Annotated in this window: 15 protein-coding genes and 1 pseudogene; 10 read left to right on the top strand and 6 right to left on the bottom strand. The window is 62.3% G+C overall.

Annotated features, from left to right (window positions below):
- Nucleotides 1-30 precede the first annotated feature (30 nt).
- The 3 genes from BLW05_RS30670 (at nucleotide 31) to BLW05_RS30660 (ending at nucleotide 4,280) form a co-directional block, all read left to right on the top strand.
- Nucleotides 31-1,833 carry a chorismate-binding protein gene (locus tag BLW05_RS30670; protein WP_093167800.1) on the top strand — a complete coding sequence of 601 codons (1,803 nt, stop codon included), beginning with the start codon at nucleotides 31-33 and terminating at the stop codon, nucleotides 1,831-1,833.
- Between the two features lie 361 nt (nucleotides 1,834-2,194).
- Nucleotides 2,195-2,581 (top strand): hypothetical protein, encoded by a 387-nt coding sequence (locus BLW05_RS30665; protein ID WP_093167798.1) that lies wholly within the window; start codon nucleotides 2,195-2,197, stop codon nucleotides 2,579-2,581.
- A gap of 493 nt (nucleotides 2,582-3,074) precedes the next feature.
- Nucleotides 3,075-4,280 (top strand): metallophosphoesterase family protein, encoded by a 1,206-nt coding sequence (locus tag BLW05_RS30660; protein WP_093167796.1) that lies wholly within the window; start codon nucleotides 3,075-3,077, stop codon nucleotides 4,278-4,280.
- Nucleotides 4,281-5,515: 1,235 nt separating this feature from the next.
- On the opposite strand, the gene BLW05_RS30650 is transcribed toward BLW05_RS30660, so the two are convergent.
- The gene (locus tag BLW05_RS30650) at nucleotides 5,516-5,926 is read right to left on the bottom strand and encodes a hypothetical protein (RefSeq protein ID WP_093167792.1); all 411 of its coding nucleotides are present in this window, start codon (nucleotides 5,924-5,926) and stop codon (nucleotides 5,516-5,518) included.
- A 342-nt stretch (nucleotides 5,927-6,268) separates the two neighbouring features.
- Between BLW05_RS30650 and BLW05_RS30645 the strand changes: the two genes are divergently transcribed.
- From BLW05_RS30645 to BLW05_RS30620, 5 genes are all read left to right on the top strand, one after another.
- Nucleotides 6,269-7,828 (top strand): methyl-accepting chemotaxis protein, encoded by a 1,560-nt coding sequence (locus tag BLW05_RS30645; RefSeq protein WP_093167790.1) that lies wholly within the window; start codon nucleotides 6,269-6,271, stop codon nucleotides 7,826-7,828.
- Nucleotides 7,829-7,856: 28 nt separating this feature from the next.
- Nucleotides 7,857-8,417: a hypothetical protein gene (locus BLW05_RS30640; RefSeq protein ID WP_093167788.1), complete on the top strand. Its 561-nt coding sequence runs from the start codon at nucleotides 7,857-7,859 to the stop codon at nucleotides 8,415-8,417.
- Between the two features lie 171 nt (nucleotides 8,418-8,588).
- A complete protein-coding gene (locus BLW05_RS30635; RefSeq protein WP_177142878.1) occupies nucleotides 8,589-8,954 on the top strand; it encodes a hypothetical protein in 366 nt (121 codons plus the stop codon).
- Between the two features lie 828 nt (nucleotides 8,955-9,782).
- Nucleotides 9,783-10,574, top strand: a complete 792-nt coding sequence (locus tag BLW05_RS30630) for a type IV pili methyl-accepting chemotaxis transducer N-terminal domain-containing protein (RefSeq protein WP_093167787.1) — start codon at nucleotides 9,783-9,785, stop codon at nucleotides 10,572-10,574.
- Nucleotides 10,575-11,041: 467 nt separating this feature from the next.
- Entirely contained in the window at nucleotides 11,042-14,383 is a 3,342-nt protein-coding gene (locus BLW05_RS30620; RefSeq protein ID WP_093167783.1) for an adenylate/guanylate cyclase domain-containing protein, read from the top strand.
- Nucleotides 14,384-14,841: 458 nt separating this feature from the next.
- Here the strand turns inward: BLW05_RS30620 and BLW05_RS30615 are convergent, their stop codons facing one another.
- The 5 genes from BLW05_RS30615 to BLW05_RS30595 all read right to left on the bottom strand — a co-directional run bounded on the left by BLW05_RS30615 (nucleotide 14,842) and on the right by BLW05_RS30595 (nucleotide 19,125).
- Nucleotides 14,842-16,287, bottom strand: a complete 1,446-nt coding sequence (locus tag BLW05_RS30615; protein WP_256330563.1) for an FAD-binding oxidoreductase — start codon at nucleotides 16,285-16,287, stop codon at nucleotides 14,842-14,844.
- Nucleotides 16,288-16,581: 294 nt separating this feature from the next.
- The gene (locus tag BLW05_RS36925) at nucleotides 16,582-16,935 is read right to left on the bottom strand and encodes a putative Ig domain-containing protein (protein WP_093167781.1); all 354 of its coding nucleotides are present in this window, start codon (nucleotides 16,933-16,935) and stop codon (nucleotides 16,582-16,584) included.
- A 378-nt stretch (nucleotides 16,936-17,313) separates the two neighbouring features.
- Nucleotides 17,314-17,580, bottom strand: coding sequence for a hypothetical protein (locus BLW05_RS30605; protein ID WP_256330562.1), 267 nt, complete (start codon nucleotides 17,578-17,580; stop codon nucleotides 17,314-17,316).
- A 64-nt stretch (nucleotides 17,581-17,644) separates the two neighbouring features.
- Nucleotides 17,645-18,403, bottom strand: a complete 759-nt coding sequence (locus tag BLW05_RS30600) for a hypothetical protein (RefSeq protein ID WP_093167779.1) — start codon at nucleotides 18,401-18,403, stop codon at nucleotides 17,645-17,647.
- Nucleotides 18,404-18,921: 518 nt separating this feature from the next.
- Nucleotides 18,922-19,125, bottom strand: coding sequence for a hypothetical protein (locus BLW05_RS30595; RefSeq protein ID WP_093167777.1), 204 nt, complete (start codon nucleotides 19,123-19,125; stop codon nucleotides 18,922-18,924).
- Between the two features lie 20 nt (nucleotides 19,126-19,145).
- Between BLW05_RS30595 and BLW05_RS35675 the strand changes: the two genes are divergently transcribed.
- Both BLW05_RS35675 and BLW05_RS30585 read left to right on the top strand, forming a co-directional pair.
- The gene (locus tag BLW05_RS35675; protein WP_143044970.1) at nucleotides 19,146-19,577 is read left to right on the top strand and encodes a hypothetical protein; all 432 of its coding nucleotides are present in this window, start codon (nucleotides 19,146-19,148) and stop codon (nucleotides 19,575-19,577) included.
- A gap of 246 nt (nucleotides 19,578-19,823) precedes the next feature.
- A pseudogene (locus BLW05_RS30585) lies at nucleotides 19,824-20,140 on the top strand (aminotransferase class IV); the annotation flags it as partial.
- Nucleotides 20,141-20,221 lie beyond the last annotated feature (81 nt).

Raw genomic sequence — 20,221 nt, 5'->3', positions numbered from 1 at the left:
CATATGTGACAGACCGCCGTTTTTTCGTCCATGTTCAGCAGCCAGAATCGCGCCTTTTTGCCTGTGACCCATCCCACGCCCGTGCGGGTGCTGATCGACTTCATATCGCCCGATCCCGCCACGCCGGCCTTGCGCGGCGCGTTTGAACGTCCGTTGGAAGTACTTGCTGCCGAGTCGATCCATGAAGTTCGTGGTGTGCTCGATGCAGTGCAGAAACTTGCGAGCGCCGGCCGCTGGTGCGTGGGCTTCGTGGGCTACGAGGCTGCTGCCGCGTTTGATTCCGCACTGGTCACGCACCGGCCTCGTTCCGGACCCATTGCATGGTTCGGTGTCTTCGACGAGCTCAACCCGTGGTTAATCCAGGACGCGAATCCCGCATGGCTCGATTGGCACACGCCCATTCAGCAGACTGCGGCGCGTGTCGGTGTCGCAAATATCCACCGTCGCATCACCGCGGGCGAGGTGTACCAGGTCAACCTGACGGGGCGTATGCATGGCGCGCTGCGCGAGGGCTCACCGACCGATCTTTTCGCCGCATTGCAGCGCTTCCAGCCCGAGACCTATGCGGCGTTCATCGACACCGGATCCCAGCAGGTGCTCTCGGTCTCGCCCGAGCTCTTCTTCGATTGGCGTGCGGACGGCAGCATTCTTTCGCGCCCCATGAAAGGCACGGCAGCACGCGGTGCCAACGAGCAGGATGACGCTGCAAACCTGGCCGCGCTGCGCTCGAGCGCCAAGGAGCGTGCGGAGAACGTCATGATCGTGGATCTGATCCGCAACGATCTCTCGCGCATCGCCGAACTGCACAGCGTTGCCGTACCGCGGCTTCTTCATGCCGAAGCGCTTCCGACCGTGTGGTCGATGACCAGCGACGTCACGGCACGAACGCGGCCAGGCGTTACCTTGACGGACGTGTTTTCCGCGCTCTTTCCCTGCGGCTCTGTCACCGGGGCGCCCAAGCATGAGGCCATGCACGCCATCCACGCACTGGAGAACGAAGCCCGAGGCGTCTACTGCGGCGCGGTCGGCGTGGTTCGCCCGGGTGGTGCAGCTACTTTCAACGTGGCGATCCGAACGGTCGAGATCGACGAAGAACGCAGGGCGCGCTGCGGCATCGGAAGTGGCATCACGATCGATGCCGGGTTCGAGGGGGAATGGGCCGAATGGCGCCACAAGGCAGCCTTCGTCCAGCGGGCGAGCGTACCGTTCGCCGTGCTTGAAACACTGAGGATCGAGGACGGCATTGCGCGCAACGCCCATGCGCATCTGTCTCGGATGGCAGCGAGCGCGGCTCACTTTGGCTATTCCTGGGATCGCAAAGACGCTGACCGCGCCCTCGATCGCCTCTTGTCGGAGCATTCACGAGGCGTGCACCGCGCGCGTTTGCTACTCCACGCCGATGGTCGTCTTGAGGCACAAGCCGTTCCGATGACCGACTACACGGGACCCGCGCACGTACGCCTTGCATCATCACCCCTGCGTGAAGCCAATGGTGAGTTCGTGCGTCACAAGACCACCCGGCGGGCGCACTACGACAGCTTTGCACCCGGCGAAGGCGTGTTCGACACGCTGCTTTGGAACGAGGCCGGCGAGGTCACGGAGTTCACCCGTGGCAACGTCGCCGTCAAGCTGCAAGGCCGATGGATCACGCCTGCGCTCGCATGCGGCCTGCTCCCTGGCGTTGGTCGGGCGCAGGCGCTTGCTCTCGGACGGATGGCGGAGGGCATCGTGCGGGTGGAGGATCTGGCGTGCGCGGAGGCCATCGCCTTTGTCAACAGCCTGCGCGGATGGATCGACGTGCAGTTGGATTCAGAGGGCCCAAATCGGAACTGATGTTGCCAAAAAGTGCCATTGAAAAAGTGAAGGTAGCTGCGCACGATCTGGTCTTCCGACTGGAACAAAAGATAGCCATAGCCGGCCCATGACGAGCGAGCGAGTTGAGTTCGGAGGGATTGAGATATATGAATACTAAAGGCAGCAAAGATCCTGAGGCAGGCGACCTCTTCCTTGGTCTTGTCGCATTTCGAGGTTCGACGCAGTGACCGGCGCAGATCGAGGCAGTCGCAAGAGCCTGAGCGACAGGTGGGAGCGCGAAATAGAGACGGTGCCGCATGGCTTGGATAGTCGACCATCCCCAGCGGACGCCAGGACATTCCTGGGCGCTGTGGCGAGCTTCTTCCGCAGGAGCGCCGACGTGGACGCTCCGGAGTCGATGGACGCCGGAGTGCCGACGCACCAGCTACCGGAGGTAGCCCAGCTTCATCAACTGGCGGCGAAGTCGGCCCTCTACAAGCACTGGAACGCGATCAAGGCCGACGGCATCACTGCGTCGCAGTTCATTGCTTTCCTGCAGCCTCTCGCTGACCTGGACGGCATCACAGTGTCGTACAGCTACAGCGATGACGATGGTGTGGAGCACGTCTACAACCGCAGGCGCGGGGAACTCGGAGGTTCAGATCCACTGTCCCGCGCTATCCAGGAGAAGAAGCTATCCAGGGAGAAGGCGTTGAGCTTCGCCTTGAATGAGGAAGGCCGTGTGTGGATCGAAAGCAACTTCATCGACCTCAAGGATCTGAAGTAGAAGCCGGGGACCCGGGTCCGATGCGCCTGTTGGTCAACCGCACGCGAAGATGGCAAGTTGGGAGGTGAAATAAACGCTCAATCCTCGGGAGGAAGGCACGAAGCCAGAGATGCGACGGGGGAGGTGCTTCCTGGCGACATCGTCACTTCACAGGCGCCGTTGGATGCGGGGCACCAGCGGACGACCTACAGCACCCAGCGGAAACCACAGCCGGCGCACCCAATCCTGCGCATACCGGAGTGGCCCGATTGTTCTCGTGGCGGCGATTCTCCTCGCGTTCGGAGACGCGATTTTGATAGACAAAGTGGGCCGCGAGCTGCCCCGGCCATTGGCTCGGATCGGCGGTGCACATTCTTCAATCGTTCCCTCTTGGACAAGCCGGCCGTGAGCTACCCGTGGGCATGCATGCCGTCTCGCATGTCACGGCCCGGTCATTCGCTGATCGCAAAGTCGCGCGAAATCCAATTCCAACAACCGCGAGGACAACCTACCCATGAACCGTCACTTCATTTCATTGGCCATCGCCGCAGGTGTGCTGGTCGCGAGCCCGGCATTCGCCGACAGGGAGCGGTCCCTGGACATCAACGCCAACGAAGATGTCGTGCTGTCGTTCGCCACGGTGGGCGATTCGCGCCAGGACCCGACTACGCAGGACCCGTCGTCACCGCTGACCGCGCAGGATGCGATCTGGCTGCAGAGCACGCGCCCGTTCTCGCGCATCCTGCGCACAATCCAGGCGCAAAAGCCGAATATGCTGTTCTTCAATGGCGACATGATCATGGGCTACGGGAATGCGGATCAGCCGCAGGACCTCACACTCGACGGTATCCTGAAGTCCGATGTCATGAAGACGACCAAGCAGTACGCCTTCTGGCGCGGCATGGTCGCCAACCTGATGGAGACGGGCACCTACGTCGTGCCGGTGGCGGGGAACCACGAAGTGCAGTGCAGCGACAAGGTGAGCGCGGCGTGCCCGAAGAAGGGCAAGAACGCGGTGCCGGCGAATGAGAACGCCTGGCGCGCCAACATGGGCGATCTCATCATCGACGCCGGCCGGTTCCAGTCGATCGTCGGCACGCCGGCCTCGAACTTCAGCGTCACCAATGTGCCCGGTGCGGCAGACCACGTGAACACCGACCAGCGTCAGCTCAGCTTCAGCTTCGACGTCGGTGACTCGCACTTCACCGTCATCAACACCGACCCGGTCGGCTACGACAGCCACGCGCCGGTGAACTGGATCGCCACCGACCTCGCGGCGGCAAAGACGCGCGGTGCGCGGCACTTCTTCCTGTTCGGCCACAAGCCGGCGAGCACTTATGCGTACGGAAACCCGCCCGCAACCGGTGCATCGGGCTTTGACGCCGATCCGGCGAACCAGTCGGCCTTCATCGATCTGCTCAATGCGTACGGCGCGACGTACTTCTGTGGCCACGAGCACACGATGCGCGCGATGCATCCCGTGAAGGTGAGCGACGGCAGCGTCAGCCCGGCCTGGCAGATCCTCGTCGGCTCAGGAGGCTCACCGTTCGACCCGAAGCAGGGCACCCCGGGCCTCGTGCCAACCGATCGCTACTACGGCTGGGCCAACGTCAAGGTGCTGCGCAACGGCAAGGTACACATCGACATGTTCGGCTTCGACGGCAACACTGCCGACTACGGACAGACGCAGCTCGTGCAGAGGATCGTCCTCGCGCAGTGACCTGCTTCAAAAGCGCAGAGGGCGCGTATCGACGCCGCCCTCTGTCTACCAACACGGTTGATGAGAGCAGCTCACAATCAAGGCGAGGCCGATAGAAATTTCTCTTGGGGCCGTACAACTGAGCAAGCGCAGCACGCCTGGCGACCGCCCGTTCACGGTGTGAGGGCCCAAGCACCCAGCGCATGTGTGCCGCTCAATACCGGCAGGCCTACGACTCCAAGACTCTCAACAAGAGCAATCCGTCGGCCGTCTGAAAAGTATCGGCACCTGTTCGCACGACGCTGCGACCTGCCTCGAGACGGTACTCGATCACCTCTGTCGTCCGCTGTTGTTTCCCTGGGGGAGGGCTCGTCTCCACCTCCACGTATCGCAGGACGACATGTCGCTTCCCGACTTGGTCCGTCACGGGGATGCGTTCTTCCGGTGCCTTTCGTTTCATCGCGCAGTCCATGTTTGCTGCAATGCAGCAATTCTCCGATTCCCATGCGGCAGGCGCCAGCGACAACCCCACGAATGGATGCGGCTCCCTTGACAGCGACCCCGCGGACGCGAGCTGACACATTTTTGTCACAAGGCGGTCCTGCTGAAGGCTATCCTGCTCGGCCGAGCAAGCTGAACCCCTGCTGCTCGACCGTTCGATGCCCGCCCGTTCGTGAGGAGCGAAATCATGTCCCGATACATCTTTGAGTTAACGAGTCTGCTGGGTGACCTGACGGCTCGCTATGGAGATGATGACGATGCTGTGCGTCAGGTACGGCGCGAGCTCGAAATGGTCGAGGCGATTGAAGCCGGGCACCGGCGCTTCCTTACGCTTGGTCGCAGAGGCCTCTTACCGGCGAGCGACAGACACAGCTGGGAAGGCTACTCAACCCTCCTGCATCCAAGCCAGCGGCCCAAGCCCCTCGGGTCGGACCTGCGCGCGGGGTAAGCGTCGTGCGAGGCGAGAGCCGCGCCGACTCAGCTTCCCTCTTGCTTCGGTCGCCCAGTCTTCAGCGGCATCATCGAGCCGGCGCGCCGCGCAGTTGGGCGTCGGAGAGCTGTTGAGGCGCATGCACTAACCCACGCAGGAGTTCGCTCTGTTGACAGGTGCTTGACGACGTGCCCGATTCTCAAGGAAGTAATCAGTTCGAAGTCCTGCTCGGGCGCCCTGGAGCTGTCGCGCACGATCGGCCTGCTGGACGACTTCCACGGGGCTCCTGATTTCGCATCCTCCATGCGTTGCGGGCGCACCTTCATCATTTGTCCGAAGACTTCTCGCGCACCACCGCTTTCCAGCGCTCTGTCAGTTCCTGCAGCGGGTGCACCACGAGCCGATCAAGGACTCCCTTGCCTACAGCGTGCTCCTGCCTGGCGAGAAGGGTCGCGGACTCCAGGGCCACCATCAGATCGGGCAAGTTCCGACGCTGGATCTCGCGATAGCTGCGATTCGATTTGCGTACGAACGCCTCCTTCAGCAGATCCTCGGCGGCAGCACGCGCCGCCTTCATGACGCGCTTGGCAGATGGCTTGGAACGACGAGCGTCCAGCCCCTCCGCGTTCTTGAGGGTTTCATTGGTCTCGCTCACCGTAGTCTTGATGTGCAGCAGTAGGGCAATATCGTCCATGGCCGCCAAGGTCTCGTTGTCAAAATGGCCGCGATCCAGCATCCGATTCCTTCTGGTGATTGCTCTTCGTGTGCGCCCGGGCAGCCGCCGCTCGGTCGCCGGGGACGTTATGCGAACGGGTGGGTCACGCAATCCTCAAAGGTGAGGATCCAGCGAGAAAAGTTCCCGGGAAGGAAATACCGCTTCAAGTGTGACCTGTCGGCGTCCGCTGGAAATCGATGCCTCGACATCTGGCGCTGACGGTAGCCCTGAAGCCAGTAGACCCTCAAGTCTTGGCGGGCATGGCCGATAACCCGGTGGTGAGGGGAAGGCGACCGTAGTCGGCGCGTGGCGACGAGGGCTGGCGCTATCCCCCATCGACTGGCCCACCCTGAAGACCGCCTCATGAAACTCAGCACCAAGCTTCCACTGGCATTCGCCGCCGGCGTTGCGCTGCTTCTGGCAGCTGCCCTCTACGGGATGCTGTCGCTCAATCGCGCCATCGACACCTATCGCACAACCGTGCAGGCACGCACCGCGGACGAGCAGGCGGTCATGCAAGTGCTGGTGGACTTCAAGGTCCAGGTGCAGGAATGGAAGAACACGCTGCTGCGCGGCAAGGATCCGGCCAAGCTGTCGGCGTACTGGTCGGCCTTCGAGGAGCAGGAGAGCAAGGTCGCCAAGGCCACCCAAGCGCTGCAGGCGTCGCTGCCACTGGGCGAGAACCTCGAGTTGGTGAAGAGGTTCGCCGCCGCTCACGCGGCCATGGGACAGGGCTACCGCAAGGGACTCGAAGCCTTCAAGACCAGCGGCTTCGATCCGGCGGTGGGCGACAAGGCCGTGGCCGGCGTAGACCGCGAGCCAGCGCGGCTGCTCGACGAGGTGGCGGGCCGATTCCAATCCGACAGTGCCGCCGTCGCCGCGCAGGCTTCCGAGGACGCAAAGCAGGCAACATGGCTGAGCCTCTCGCTGATGCTGGGTGTCTGCATGGCGGGTGCGGTAGCCGGCATGTGGTTCAGCCGCACGATCACGAAGCCGATCCGGGAGGCTGTGCAGGTCGCCACAGTGGTCGCGGGCGGCGACCTCACGAGCCGGATCGAGGTACGCTCGAGGGACGAGATCGGGCAGCTGATGCAGGCCCTCAAGACGATGAACGAGAGCCTCTGCGACGTAGTCGGCAACGTCCGCCGAGGTACCGACATCATCGTCAGCGCCTCGTCGCAGGTGGCCGCGGGCTCGCAGGACCTTTCCTCACGCACCGAGGAACAGGCCAGCTCGCTGGAGGAAACCGCAGCGTCGATGGAGGAGCTCACCTCCACTGTGCGGCAAAACGCCGACAACGCGTTGCAGGCCAACCAGCTTGCCGTTCAGGCGTCGGAGGTGGCGCTCCGCGGCGGCGACGTGGTGAGCCAGGTGGTCCACACGATGGACTCCATCAGCACCTCCTCGAGGCGAATCGTCGACATCATCGGCGTGATCGATGGCATTGCCTTCCAGACCAACATCCTCGCGCTCAACGCCGCGGTCGAGGCCGCGCGTGCCGGAGAGCAAGGTCGGGGCTTCTCGGTCGTGGCATCGGAAGTACGCAGCCTCGCGCAGCGCTCTGCCACGGCTGCCAAGGAGATCAAGGCGCTGATCGAGGACTCCGTTGCGAGGATCGACGCCGGTAGCACGCTAGTCACAGCAGCCGGCCGAACCATGGAGGAAATCGTGGAAAGCGTGCGCCGCGTGACCGACATCATGGGAGAGATCAGCGCGGCGAGCCAGCAGCAAACCGCAGGCATCGACCAGATCAATCAGGCAGTGACGCAAATGGATGAAGTCACCCAGCAGAACGCCGCGCTGGTCGAGGAAGCTTCGGCGGCAGCGCAGTCTCTTCAGGCGCAGGCCGGGAACCTGGTGCAGGCGGTGAGCCTTTTCAGGTTGGCGCCAAGGCACGGTAGGCCGGCCGCGGCCTTTGCCTAGTGGCTTGGCGATCGTCCAACGCGGTTGCATGCCGATGGTACCCACGCAGATCAAGATCACAGGGCCGCACGGATTGCCGTTCAAGCTCGGTGGCCCCATGCAGGTTTTCGAAGGGAGAACGCTCCTCGGGACACTGGACCCGGTTGAAGTCCTGAAAGACGGCACCGAGGTTCACATCGAGGCGTTCATTCCGACGCAGGTCGTCCTGAACGAGCGTCGACACGTGGGCCGCCTCATCTTCTTCGAGATCTGTGCATACATCACCGAGCACTTTCCCCAAATCCAGGCGATCAGCTTCGCGTTCGGGCGCCCCATCGACGCGCTGGGCCGTCCCGCAGAGCAAGCCGCTTCGCGCGCTTCGGCAATGGAGCGCATCGGTGTGGTGAACATTACGGTCACGCCCTTGACACAGGGCGTACACGTCGTGTCGGGCGTCTGGCCTTACAGCGAGGCGAACCGGGTGGCTTTGCAGACAGCGCTCGAAAAACAGCGGGCGATATTCCGTGAGAAACCCATCGTCAGGCCATCCCGCGCCGGGCGAGTCTTCGCAAAACTGGCTGCCCTCTGCTCGCAACGCGCGCGTGGCTAAAGAATGACTGCCAGTGACCACGAAGGTTGACCCGCCCGCTGGCGGCTCGCTGGCGACTTGGGAGCTCCAGTTACGGGTCGCAACATTCTTCATGTGAGCGACGTGACATTCGATGGGCGCAGGGCGTTGTAGGTAGGCAAGGGCGGTGTTCGCCCGTACAGGAGCCCCACAGTGAGCCTCAATCGTTCCTCCTTTCTCAAACTGGCCGCAGTTGGTGCCGTGGCCGCCAGCGCACTCTTCGCAGCCTCGGCCAATGCGGGCGCGAACTGGTCAGTTGGCATCGACGTGCCGGGCGTCGCAATCGGCGTTGCCGAACCGGGCCCCGTGCGCTACTACCAACCCGCGCCGGTCTACTCGGCGCCCGCGCCCGTGTACTACGAGCCGGCACCGCGCGCGTACTACCCGCCGCCGCCGGCCTACTACCGACCGGCGCGCGTGTACGACGTGCAGCCAGGGCCGGGCTACTGGCGGGGTGAGGCGTGGCGCCATCACCATCGCGACTGGGATGATCGCGGCGAACGGGGCTATCGGTACTGAGGCGCTGAACGCGCGTCTTTCCAGGTCGCACTCATTCTGGGTGGGACGAAGCCGCAGGCGGCAATCGTGACCCTCTCCCTCGCCGCTGGCACGCTGTACCGCGTCCACAAACCTGCATGTTTTCCTCGTGGTCTGAAACGCCCTCGGATCTGCGAACCTTCTTCGGGTGAGCGTAGAGCTCACGCGGGAGCTTCCGGTACGGCCTCTCACGTAGTCTATGGCGGCCTCTCGCAGGCAAACGCAGCATGAACGGGGGTTCCAGCCCGGCGGCAGGTTCGCTGCCGGGCTCTTGACTTCTCCAGCGCACATCGAGCGCGGGGGACATCAGGGGCGGCGGGACCGGGAACCCATCCGCGGCTTGCTTCCTGAGGAAAGCACTTCACGCCCGTAAGCGGCTCTCAGCATGAGCGGAGCGCCGATCTCGTCAAGGGACTCTGGATGAACTCGCTTGTACGGACAGCCCCGGTCGCCGCCTACGTGACTCTGAGCGCGCCTTGCGCGTTGACGGCGCAGCGATGAACAGCTTCAGAGTCGAGCTCCCTAACGTTGGCCCGGCCAAGGACTGCCTGACACAGCGCAAGTGGCGCGCCTAGCGGCTGTAGATCCGGCGCCGCGTCGATCGGGCATTGTTCACGATCCAGCGCGTTCTGCCTTTGAGGCGGGGCCCGGAAGGACAAGTTCGGGGCCGTGGTGGCACGTGGCTTGCGAGCGAACCGCAAGCGAAGTGTCGCCCCACGGCCTACCAAACTAACGCGCGAGATCCTTTCCCCTCATCGCCCGGTTTGCTTAGCGCACGTTCGTCAAACCAAACATTCACAGAGGAGCACGATGAATCGCCGAAACGCAATCGGATGGCTCGGCAGCCTTTCGCTGCTGACCGTCAGCAACAACTTTGCGCAGGCCATCGATCTGAACGATGCGATCAACAAGGCGGGGCGTCAGCGCATGCTGTCGCAGCGCGTCGTCAAGGCCTATCTGGCAGCCGGTCAGGGTATCGTCACCCAGCGTGCGGACGAAATTCTGGCGGCTTCGATGACGCTGTTCGAACGCCAACTCGTTGAGCTCAAGGCGTTTGCCCCGACGCCCGACGTCAGGGCCACGTACAGCGAACTCGAGATGCATTGGAGCGACCTCAAGGCCATGCTTGTCGGTCAAGCGCCGGTACGCGAGAACGCAACGGCGCTAATCGAGCTCGATGGCAAGGTGCTGGCGCTGGCAAACAAAGGCACCTCGCAACTTGAACAGGTGTCCGGAAAGCCACTTGGCCGGCTCGTCAACATCGCGGGTCGTCAACGCATGTTGTCGCAGCGGGTGGCGAAGTTCTATCTTGCGATGGCCTGGAAGGTCCCTCTCCCCAGCGGCCAGGCCGAGTTGGACAAGGCGCGCGCGGAGTTTGTGTCTGCGCTTGAAGTGCTTGCGAACGCGCCCGAGGCGACGACGGCCATCAAGCAGGAGATCGAGCTGGCGCGCAACCAATGGGTGTTCTATTCAGCTGCGCTTGCGCTACGTGGATCAGACGCTCCGACTCCGGAACGGAGCGCGAACATCTTCGCGTCCAGCGAAAACATTCTGGTTGTGATGGACAAGGTGACTGGCATGTACAGCAGATTGGCCAGCTGACTTGCGAGGTCGACACGGGCACCTCGCCCCACGAGGCAGCCGGCAGCCGAACGCACACCCGAGTTGCGAGGGCATGGAGCTCACTTGGATGAGCTCGAGCCCCGGGGCTGGGTCGAGCGCAACACCGACGTCTCGTCCACCATCAAGGACCTGGTCGCCGGGTCCGGTATCACATTTCAAGACCGCGGAGCGCACCTGCTTCGTGGAATTCCGGGTGAGTGGCGACTGTTTTCGGTCAAGGTGGAATCGTTGCCATCGACGCAACAGCCTTGAAGCCTCGCTCCGGCAGCCGCTGTTGATTGCTAGGTTGCTCTATGCGTTTTTTGGGCTCAAGCACGCCATGGACATCGGTCTCTTGGCTCTTGTTGTGTATCTCGAAAGCATGGCCAAATTCCTGCCGTAGCCGTAAGCCTTGGCAACAGGCCCCGCCAACCCCCACAATGCGGTAACGCCCAACGGGGAAAAAGGTGGAGACACTCTCAACCTGGCTCGGCAAGCTCGGCCTCGATCGATATGTCCAATCGTTCGAGGTGCATGGCGTTGACATGCAGTCGCTGCCGCTGCTGGCAGAAAGTGACCTTGCCGCACTCGGCGTGCTTCTTGGTCACCGCAAGCTATTGCTTCGAGCGATTGCCGCCTTGGACACGGGGACCTCCACCGGTCGTTCACTTCGCGTGGACTCGTTGGCGTCCGAAGGTTCCTCGGTAGCCGAGCGGCGCCAGATCACCGTACTGTTCTGCGATCTCGTCGGATCGACAGAAATGGCCAACAACCTTGATCCCGAGGTGCTTCGCGACCTGATGCACGCGTATCAAAAGGTGTGCGGCGGTGTGATCGAGCAATACGCCGGCCATGTCGCCCAATATCTCGGCGACGGACTGATGGCCTATTTTGGCTGGCCTCAAGCCCACGAGGACGACGCTGAACGCGCAGTCCACGCGGCACGTGAAATTGTCAGCGCGGTCGGGAGTATCCCTGTATCCAAGCGGCTACAGGTGCGCATCGGGATCGCAACCGGCCCCGTCGTGATCGGTGGCACAGGAACCGGCGACGCCTCAGTGCCGAAGGCCGCCGTCGGCCCGACGCCGAACCTCGCTGCGAGGCTGCAAGGGTTGGCGGATGCCGACCAGATACTCGTCGCTCCTGACACTCGACATTTACTGGGGCAAACCTTCGAACTCGTGGATCTCGGTCCGCGCATGCTCAAGGGCATCGCCGCGCCTGTGCAGGTGAGCCGAGTGTTGGATGTTGGGAGAGCTGAGGGCCGATTCGAAGCGACACGCGCGAGCGGGCTGACACCTTTTGTCGGCCGAGATCGAGAGCTCGAGAAACTGCTGGTGCTCTGGAAACGTGCCCGAGCCGGCGAAGGGCAGGTTGTCCTGATCTCCGGGGAGCCTGGCATCGGAAAGAGCCGCATTGCTCACGTACTGCAACAACGGATCGAGTCACCCCAACCTACCCGTATCCGCCTGCAGTGCTCCTCGTATCACGTAGGATCGGCTCTCTACCCCTTCATTGCACATTTGGAACGCGCGGCTGGATTCGAACGCGGCGATCCACCCGAGATCAAACTCGACAAGCTAGAGTCGGTGCTCGTGCTCGAGGGTGAGCAGAAGGCAGCAGCGATCCCGCTGTTTGCCTCCCTGTTGTCGTTGCCGATAGAGCGCTACCCACCGCGAGTACTGTCGCCGCAACGGCAAAAAGAAGCCACGATGGCCGCGCTTGCAGATCAGGTCGTGCGCGCTACCGTCCGACAGCCTGTGCTGATGATTGTCGAAGACCTGCACTGGGCGGACCCCAGCACGATCGAGGCGCTGAATGTCGTGCTCGAGCGCATTCGTGACGCGGCAGTCATGATGATCATGACGTATCGACCGGAGTTCTCGGTGTCCTGGTCCCATATTGGTCATCTCACGACGCTCGCGCTAGATCGCCTGTCGCATGAAGAAGGCAAGTCGATCGTCGAACACCTGACCGCTGGCAAAGACTTGCCTTCGGGCGTGCTCGCGCAGATCATCTCCAGGGCCGACGGCGTGCCACTGTTCATCGAGGAGCTGGCCAAGACGGTTGTTGAGGCCAGCCTCCCGCACGGCGCACAAGACCAGCGTGTATTCGACGGTGTGCTGGTCCACTTGGATATTCCCGCGACATTACGGGACTCGCTCGCATCCAAGCTTGACCGATTGGGCCAAATCAAAGAGATCGCACAGATCGCCGCATGCATCGGGCGCGAGTTCGCAACTCCATTGCTTGCCGCGATCGTTCCAATGTCCGACGACCAACTGCAGCGTGCGCTGGTCCAGCTGGCAGAGGACCAAATGATCAAGTTCCAAAGTTGCTCGCCCGACGCAACCTACAGCTTCATCCATGCACTCGTCCAGGATGCGGCCTACGAAAGCCTCCTCAAAAGCCGGCGGCAGATCGTGCACGGCCAGATTGCGCGGGCGTTGGAGAGCCAGTTCCCTGATATTGGGCGATCGCAGCCGGAACTAGTCGCACTGCACTTCACCAAGGCTGGCCTGACCGATGAGGCCGTGCCTCGCTGGCTTTCTGCGGCACGGTTGGCCTCACTCGCATCGCGCCATCGTGAAGCAATCGGGCACGTCTATGCTGGCCTCGCGATAGTCAATCAATGTGGGCCCGATCAACGCGTCAACTTCGAGGTGGCCTTGCGCCTGATCGGTGGAGTTTGCCATTTCGCTCTGGCCGGCTTTGCATCGGAAGCTGCGATGAAGTTGTTCGAGCCCGTGGAGTCCATGCTCGATGAGGTGACGGACTTGCAGGTGCTCTGCAACGCCCTCTCAGCCATCGGGTTCAACGCAACCAATGAGCCTGACTATCGGAAGGCGGTAGCGGCCTACGAAAGGCTTGAAGCCGTGGCGCAACAATGCGGGGACGAGGATCTCTTGGTCTTTGCCCGGTCGTGTCTCGGCACATCTCTCTACCATGTGGCTCAACTCGATCGTGCTCGTCAACTGCTCCAGTTTGTAGTAAGCCACTATGAGGAGCGGCGGCACTTGCCGTTCATTTACCTCACCGGAGCTGACATCAAGACCTACGCAAGCGCGTGGCTGGGCATGATCTGCACGGCGGCCGGCGACTTTGCAATGGCGCTCACTTACGCTCGGATGGGTGTTGCACATGCAAAGGAGATCTCCCATCCCTTCAGTGTCTCCCTTGCTCTCGCGGTCGCCGTGCTCCCATTCGCAGAGACGGCACACGATCAGGAAGCCTCGCGTCTGGCTTCGGAATGCGTGGAACTCTGCCGTGCACAAAGCGCGCCGTTTTTTGTTGGATGGGCGACCGTATTCGAAGGCGTCGCCTGCTATCAACGAGGGGACCATGTCCGCGCGGCGGACCTGATCGAGCAGGGCATGGCATACCTGAGAGCAATGGGGGTGCGATCTAGCGAAGGCTACCTACGGGCCTGGCGCGCGATGGCTCTGGCCCAAATGTCGCGCTTCGATGAGGCGCGTCGAGAGGCGGGTGAGGGCCGCGCCGCGTGCCAACGCAGCGGCGAAGCAATCGAGCTTCCGCTCGCAACGTACGCGCGGGGGCTTGTTGATTTGCTTGATCCTGACGTCGAAGCTGAGGAAGCCGCAAGCTGGTTGCAAAACGCCGTCATGGAAGCGCGGGCTTGTGGTCACCGCCTGGTGGAACTTCGGGCATCCACACGGCTGGCCCAACTACTTATCTCCCGAGGCCGCATTGATGATGCGCGTGAAGTGCTCGCCCCAGTGTGCCAATTCTTCGCTGACAGTATGGAAACAGGCGATGTTCGTCAGGCAAGGGAGGTGTTGGCACCGTGATTTTCGGGCGCTGCGGAAGATAGAGAGGCTGGGCCTTCTGGGGCGCCCGCAGAGTGCCGGTATCCAGTCGTCCTCAGCTGTGCTGCAGTCGAAGGGCCGCTTTCGCACTGCACTCGCGCGGCTCAGTTTGGCCAGGAGCATCGGTGATCGGGCGGGCACGGTAGCCCGCGGGGTTGTCTCTCTAGACTCGTAGCCCTTCATGACGGAGAGATCGAATGATCTACTTGACCGGAATCGATGTGTCGCTGCGCTCTCTCTCGATTTGCATCGTCGACCAGCATGGCGAGGTGTGTCAGACGATCCCGGCACAACTTGCACACAGAGACAGCCTGCGGTTGACAAACGGGTCCGATCAGAGAAGCGGTCGTTCGCCGGCGCCAGGAGCAGTTACTCGACGGCACGCTCTACCCGAGGTGGACGATTCAGATGCCACCCCGCGTCGCGCGTCGACTACCATGCTACGGCTGGATATTTTGGTTCATGTGGAACAGGTTGCCCGAGTCGTACTTGCGCTTGATCGACGCCAGCTTGTCGTAGTGCGGTCCAAAGTTGTCCTTGACCCGGCCCTGGTCGTCCTCGGCCATGAAGTTGATGTAGCCGCCTGCCTGCGAGTGGGGCTCCAGGGCTTTGTAGTAGTCCTTTACCCACTTCGTGTTCCTGGCGTTGTCAGCGGGATCCGGCCACATCCCGGCGATCACGGTCGCGAAGCTCGCGTCGCGGTGGCCCCATGCGGTTGCATCAGGCTGCACCCGGTGGCAGGCTCCATTGATCGGGTAGATGTGCATCGTGGAGTTCACCACCGGCACCTGCGGCCCGAACCGGGCATGGACCTCGATCGCGCCATCCGTCAACTCGGTCGCGAATGAGGCCTTCCAGTAGTGCTGCAGGCCCGGAGGCAGCAGCGCATCGAAAAGGCCGTTGATCACGTAGTACGGCATCGGCGCGACCATCTCTGCAACGACCGGCGCCGCGCCGCGTATCTTCGCCATTTCGGCGTCGGCCTTGTCCATCGCCCCCGCCCAACACGAGACGATCGCAATGAACGTCTTGCCATGGTCCTCTGCTTTGATGAAGGGCAGTGGCGGGGCAATCTGGAACGCTGGGAACAGCCCCATTTCCTCCGGCGCTTTCGCCACATAATCGCGGTAGAACTGCAACACCTCGCGCACCTTCTCGATCGGATAGAAGAAGATGCCTGCCGTAATGTCCTTCACCGGATGCAGCTGGTACTCGAACGAGGTCACCACGCCGAAGTTCCCGCCTCCGCCGCGGATCGCCCAGAAGAGATCCTCGTTCTCCGCGGCACTCGCCACGCGGAACTGTCCGTCCGCCGTTACGAGATCCGCCGAGAGCAGGTTGTCGAGCGATAGCCCGAACCCGCGCGTGAGGTAGCCGATGCCGCCGCCAAGCGTCAGCCCGGCGATGCCGGTCGAGCCGATGATCCCACCGGTCGTCGCCAAGCCGAACGGGTACGTCGCGTGATTGAAGTCGGCCCACAGGGTCCCGCCGCCCGCCCGAGCCGTCTTACGATTCGGATCGATCCGTACGCCTTTCATCTGCGAGAGGTCGATCACGACGCCCCCTTCGCACGTCCCGAAGCCGGGGACGCTGTGCGACCCGCCGCGCACCGACAGATCGAGGCCGTTCTCGCGCGCATAGTCGATCCCGGCCATCACGTCGGCAACGTCGACCGCCCGGATCACGACCGAGGGCCGCCGATCGATCATTCCGTTGTAGACCTTGCGTGCCCCTTCGTAGCCGTCGTCGGTGGGAGTGATCACCTGCCCGCGGGCGCGCTCCCGAACACCTTCGATCGTGGGCTTGGCCATCGTTGTCATCGCCACACCTCCGTTTCTGTTGAAAATTCGGGCAAACAATATGCGCCCATTGAGAAGCCCGGTCAATGACACAGGCTCGGGCCGGCGTGGCACGTAATCTCTGCGAATGCCCGCTGCGGCAGCGCGCAAGCCAGGCACTACCCGGGCCAATCCCGGTGGGCGAGACATCGCGGCCGCCTGCCACTACCACCTGGCCGTTGGGCATCTATTGTGGTGGAGGTATGTGCCTTGCGAGGGCTCTGCATGGGTGGCAACTGTTGCAAGCTCCTGAAAACCGGATCGAACAACTCAGCCTGGTTTGTTGGAATGCCGGAAATGTCGTTGCCGCCAGACACGTCCACGTACCGATGACCATCACGGTCAGGTCAGGGTGGTTTGGGCTTGAGCCGCCGAGTTCGAGGCGGCCACTGCGTAGGCGGTCGCGTCCTGCGGAATCGTAGGCGCGCCACTGATAATGCCCGTCGTGGTAACGAGGGAGAGCCCGGCAGGAAGGACGGGGCTCGCCGCGAACAGCGTGGGCGGGCCGCCGGTCAGTGCAGGTACGTTCGGCACGATAGGCTGACCGCCCACGTAGCCAGCGTCCTCATAGGAGATCGTGGCCGGAGGCGCAAACGTGGGTGGAGGTCCGATGATCCCCGTCGCGTCCTGGACGGCAATGGAGATACGTGCCTGAACATCTCCAGCCGAATTGGCACCCGTTACGGTGTACTGCACCGCGGCCTGCGGGGCAGTGGGGGCACCACTGATCACGCCGGTCTACGGACCGAGCGTCGTGCGCAGCTTGCCCGCCAAGCATCGAACCGCCAAAGGATCCGAAAGACCTGCTCGGGCGCGGTGCCGCCTGAGAACCGGGCGCACCTGGCTGTAGCGCCTTTACCGAACCAGGACTGCCGGCAACTACACCCGCGCCCAAGAAGGATTCGATTTGAGGTATTCGAGCACCATCAGAGCCGTGCTCAAGAAGAGCGACGTCCAAAGCTTAAGACAGGGTCACAACCGGCCGGGCCGGCGACCGGGGTTGATTCGCCCGATGGCTGTGCTGAATCAATGCAGCCGCGATTTCTCGGGATCGACGCGCACGGCCTGCGCGCATCACCTGGTGAGGCCGACCCCCGAGGAACTCATCGCGAGAAGCACGTCGTTCGCACGTCCTTCCGCAACCAGTCTTTCAGCAGTCTTGTACTCCAGCGGAATGATCGGCTCGGTCCGATACCAACGCATAGCCCGCGCGATGTCGCCCCCACTCGCATCGCGCGCGGCGTTCAAGATCTGGTGACTGGGAGGAAGATGGTTCGGGTGGTTCATGATGATCGGGATCACTTTCACCCAGTGTGCCTCGGACACACGGCGGTTGGACATCCGATGCCTCATCAATTCGGAGGAGGAGCGCTCCGGATGACGGTGCGACGGCCAACCCTGTTCGCTAGGGAGGAGGCATCGCTTCGAAAGTGGCGGAGGGGTCGTTGAAGCCATCCAGAGTGTCCTTCTTGACCAACAGACCTTCGGCCACCATTTTTTCCATCGCTCGAGTTGCTTGCAAAGGACTCACCTTGGCCGCCTTGGCCACGACGAAGCCGTCAGCAGGACCCTTGGAGTTGCGAAGTGCGGACATGATCGCGTCTCGATTGCTGCCGCCCAGTGCTGCTTTAGATGCCACTTGTGTCTCCTCTTCCTCGTACGCGTCGTTCGCGTTGCTTTTCCCAACGAATCCTTCGAGGCCTAGCCAGATGCCTGTGAGTGCCTCTTGTGGTGGCTTGGCTGCCATGGGCGCTTCGATCCTTACGGGAGTGCGCTTGAAGTACCAGGAATGGGCAAGCCCACCAGAGGCGCCGGAGCGCTCGAATGCACTGGCCGCAAGCCACTCGCACAAAGCAGCGCCGCCCGGATGTTCAATGACGAGTACTTCGGCCTCGAGCGCGTGATGCGCGCTGGAGAACCAGTCGGCCAAGGCTTCAATGAAGCCTTGGCCGGCGACGGTGCTGAAGAAGCGAAGGTTGGAGATGCAAAGCGTTGGAGAGCCGGCGACAGCGGCTTCGAACCAGGAGTACTGAATGCGTGCTTCCAATTCGGAAGAGGTGTACCAGCGAGCGCCGCCATCGACGCCTCGCACCCTCATCTCGAACTGCCGGAGCCAAAAGAAGGATTGGCTCAACTCGTCCCGCACCTGCAACCCTGCACCCATGACTCAATCGTAAGAGGACTGTCCACGGAGGACGCGAGCGCGAGCGAAATCTGAGGCCATTCGGCTTCATCTGCTGCGTGGCTGCAACAACCTAGAGTTAAAAAGAATCGGACCCATAACTTATGTTTGGCCGTGATGGAGCGATCCGATTGGAAACGGGAGGCGAGCGTGCCGCCGCGCTGCTTCCTTGCGTGGAGACCCCATGTTCGTCACATCGGCGCCTCGTCTTGAGTGGCTCGGGCCCCGAGGTGTCCGCGCGAGTCGCGAGGCTTCAACCCCCCGCGGTGACACGCGCCGGCGTCGACCTGCTGGGTCGCGATACATAGGGTGTGTTCAATCTCGGCGACGTTCGATCTCGCAATAGGTCAGAGGTCGTGCGTTCGACACGTATGGCTGCAAGATGTCAGGCGACACGACAATGCGCATGGCGGGTCAGTTTGTCGTGTCGCCTGACCTGAACAGAGGGGGGATACATTCATCACAGAGGCTCGCGAGAGCGCTGAGGGTCAGAGCACCCCCTACGCGCCAAACCTCAATGCCGCCAACACGCCGAGCGCGACACCGGCTGGCAAAGCGACCCACGGGAACCATTTGCGTTCCGTCAGAGTCGGCGTGTTCCTCTCTTCAGCCTGCCTGAAAATGCGCATCTCCCGGTCGACCGCATGATTGATCGCCGGGCGCTGCGAGTCGTCCAAGGTTTGGCAGTCAGTGGCAGTCTTCATGAATCCGAAGATAGCTCCAATTGAAGAAAAAAGAGGTGCGGCTGACCGACTTGCTGCGAGCGACAACGGAATATCTCACGCTGAGCGAAGAGAAGCCGCAGACGTGCAAGGCTTGTGCCGACTGCGCTGCGCTCAGCCCGTGCTGCCCCTTGCGGTGCGCGGCGCAAGAGTCGCGTTCAGGCTGTGTTCAGCGGGATTTTCGATGGTGCGGGGGTATGTTCATTACCCATCCGCAGAACGAAACGCAGCATCTCAAGGATGCCTGGGAGAGGGCAAGAACCCAAAGAAAGCGCGTGCACGACAGTGTGGCTGCCGCCAATGCGCAAATTGCGGGGCGTATCGGCCCCGGGCCGAACGACAGCGAACTCACACGGTTGAGAATCCTCATGGCTATCGAGTGCGAAGCCGCCCACAAGTACATCACGCATCTGGAGCGGAGTTTGCGTGGCTAAGGAAGCGGCGACCAGGAAGTGAGACCACGCCGGCAGGCGTCGCGGCTTCTACTGCGCGGATGCTGATGCAGTTCGGTGTACCTACGGTCAAGAGTGATGTTCATCCCGCTCGTGGATTTTCATCGCAATCGCCAGTGGGCACATCCATATCGAACAGCCCCCATATGTGACAAGCCGCCGTTTTTCTACCGGCGCTGGGCCGCGAGAATCGCGCCTTTTTGCCCTTGACTCATCCCGCGCCCGTACCCAGTGCGCCAAGCCCATCGTGAGTTCGTGCGCCACAAGACCACACGGCGCGCCCACTATGAGGCCTTCGCTCCGGCTGAAGGTGTGTTCGACACACTCCTTTGGAAGGAGGCCAGAGAGGTGACGGAGTTCACGCCCGGCAATGTCGCTGTGTGGCTCCGTGACCGCTGGATCTCGCCGTCGCTCGCATGCGGCCTGCTCCTGGCGTCGGTCGGGCGCAGACGCTTGCAGACCGACGGGTGGCGGAGGGCATCGTGAGGGTCGAGGACCTGTCGCGCGCGGAGGCCATCGCGTTCGTGAACAGCTTGCGCGGATGAATAGAGGTTCAGTTCGCTCCGGGGGTTCAAATCCAAGTTGATGTTGCCAAGAAGTGGCATTGAAAAAGTGAAGGTAGCTAA

The sequence above is a fragment of the Variovorax sp. YR216 genome (genome assembly GCF_900107745.1).
In the GTDB taxonomy this organism is placed as follows: Bacteria; Pseudomonadota; Gammaproteobacteria; order Burkholderiales; family Burkholderiaceae_C; genus Variovorax.
Note: the sequence above shows the minus strand (reverse complement) of the source record. Positions and strands in the feature narration are given on the sequence as shown.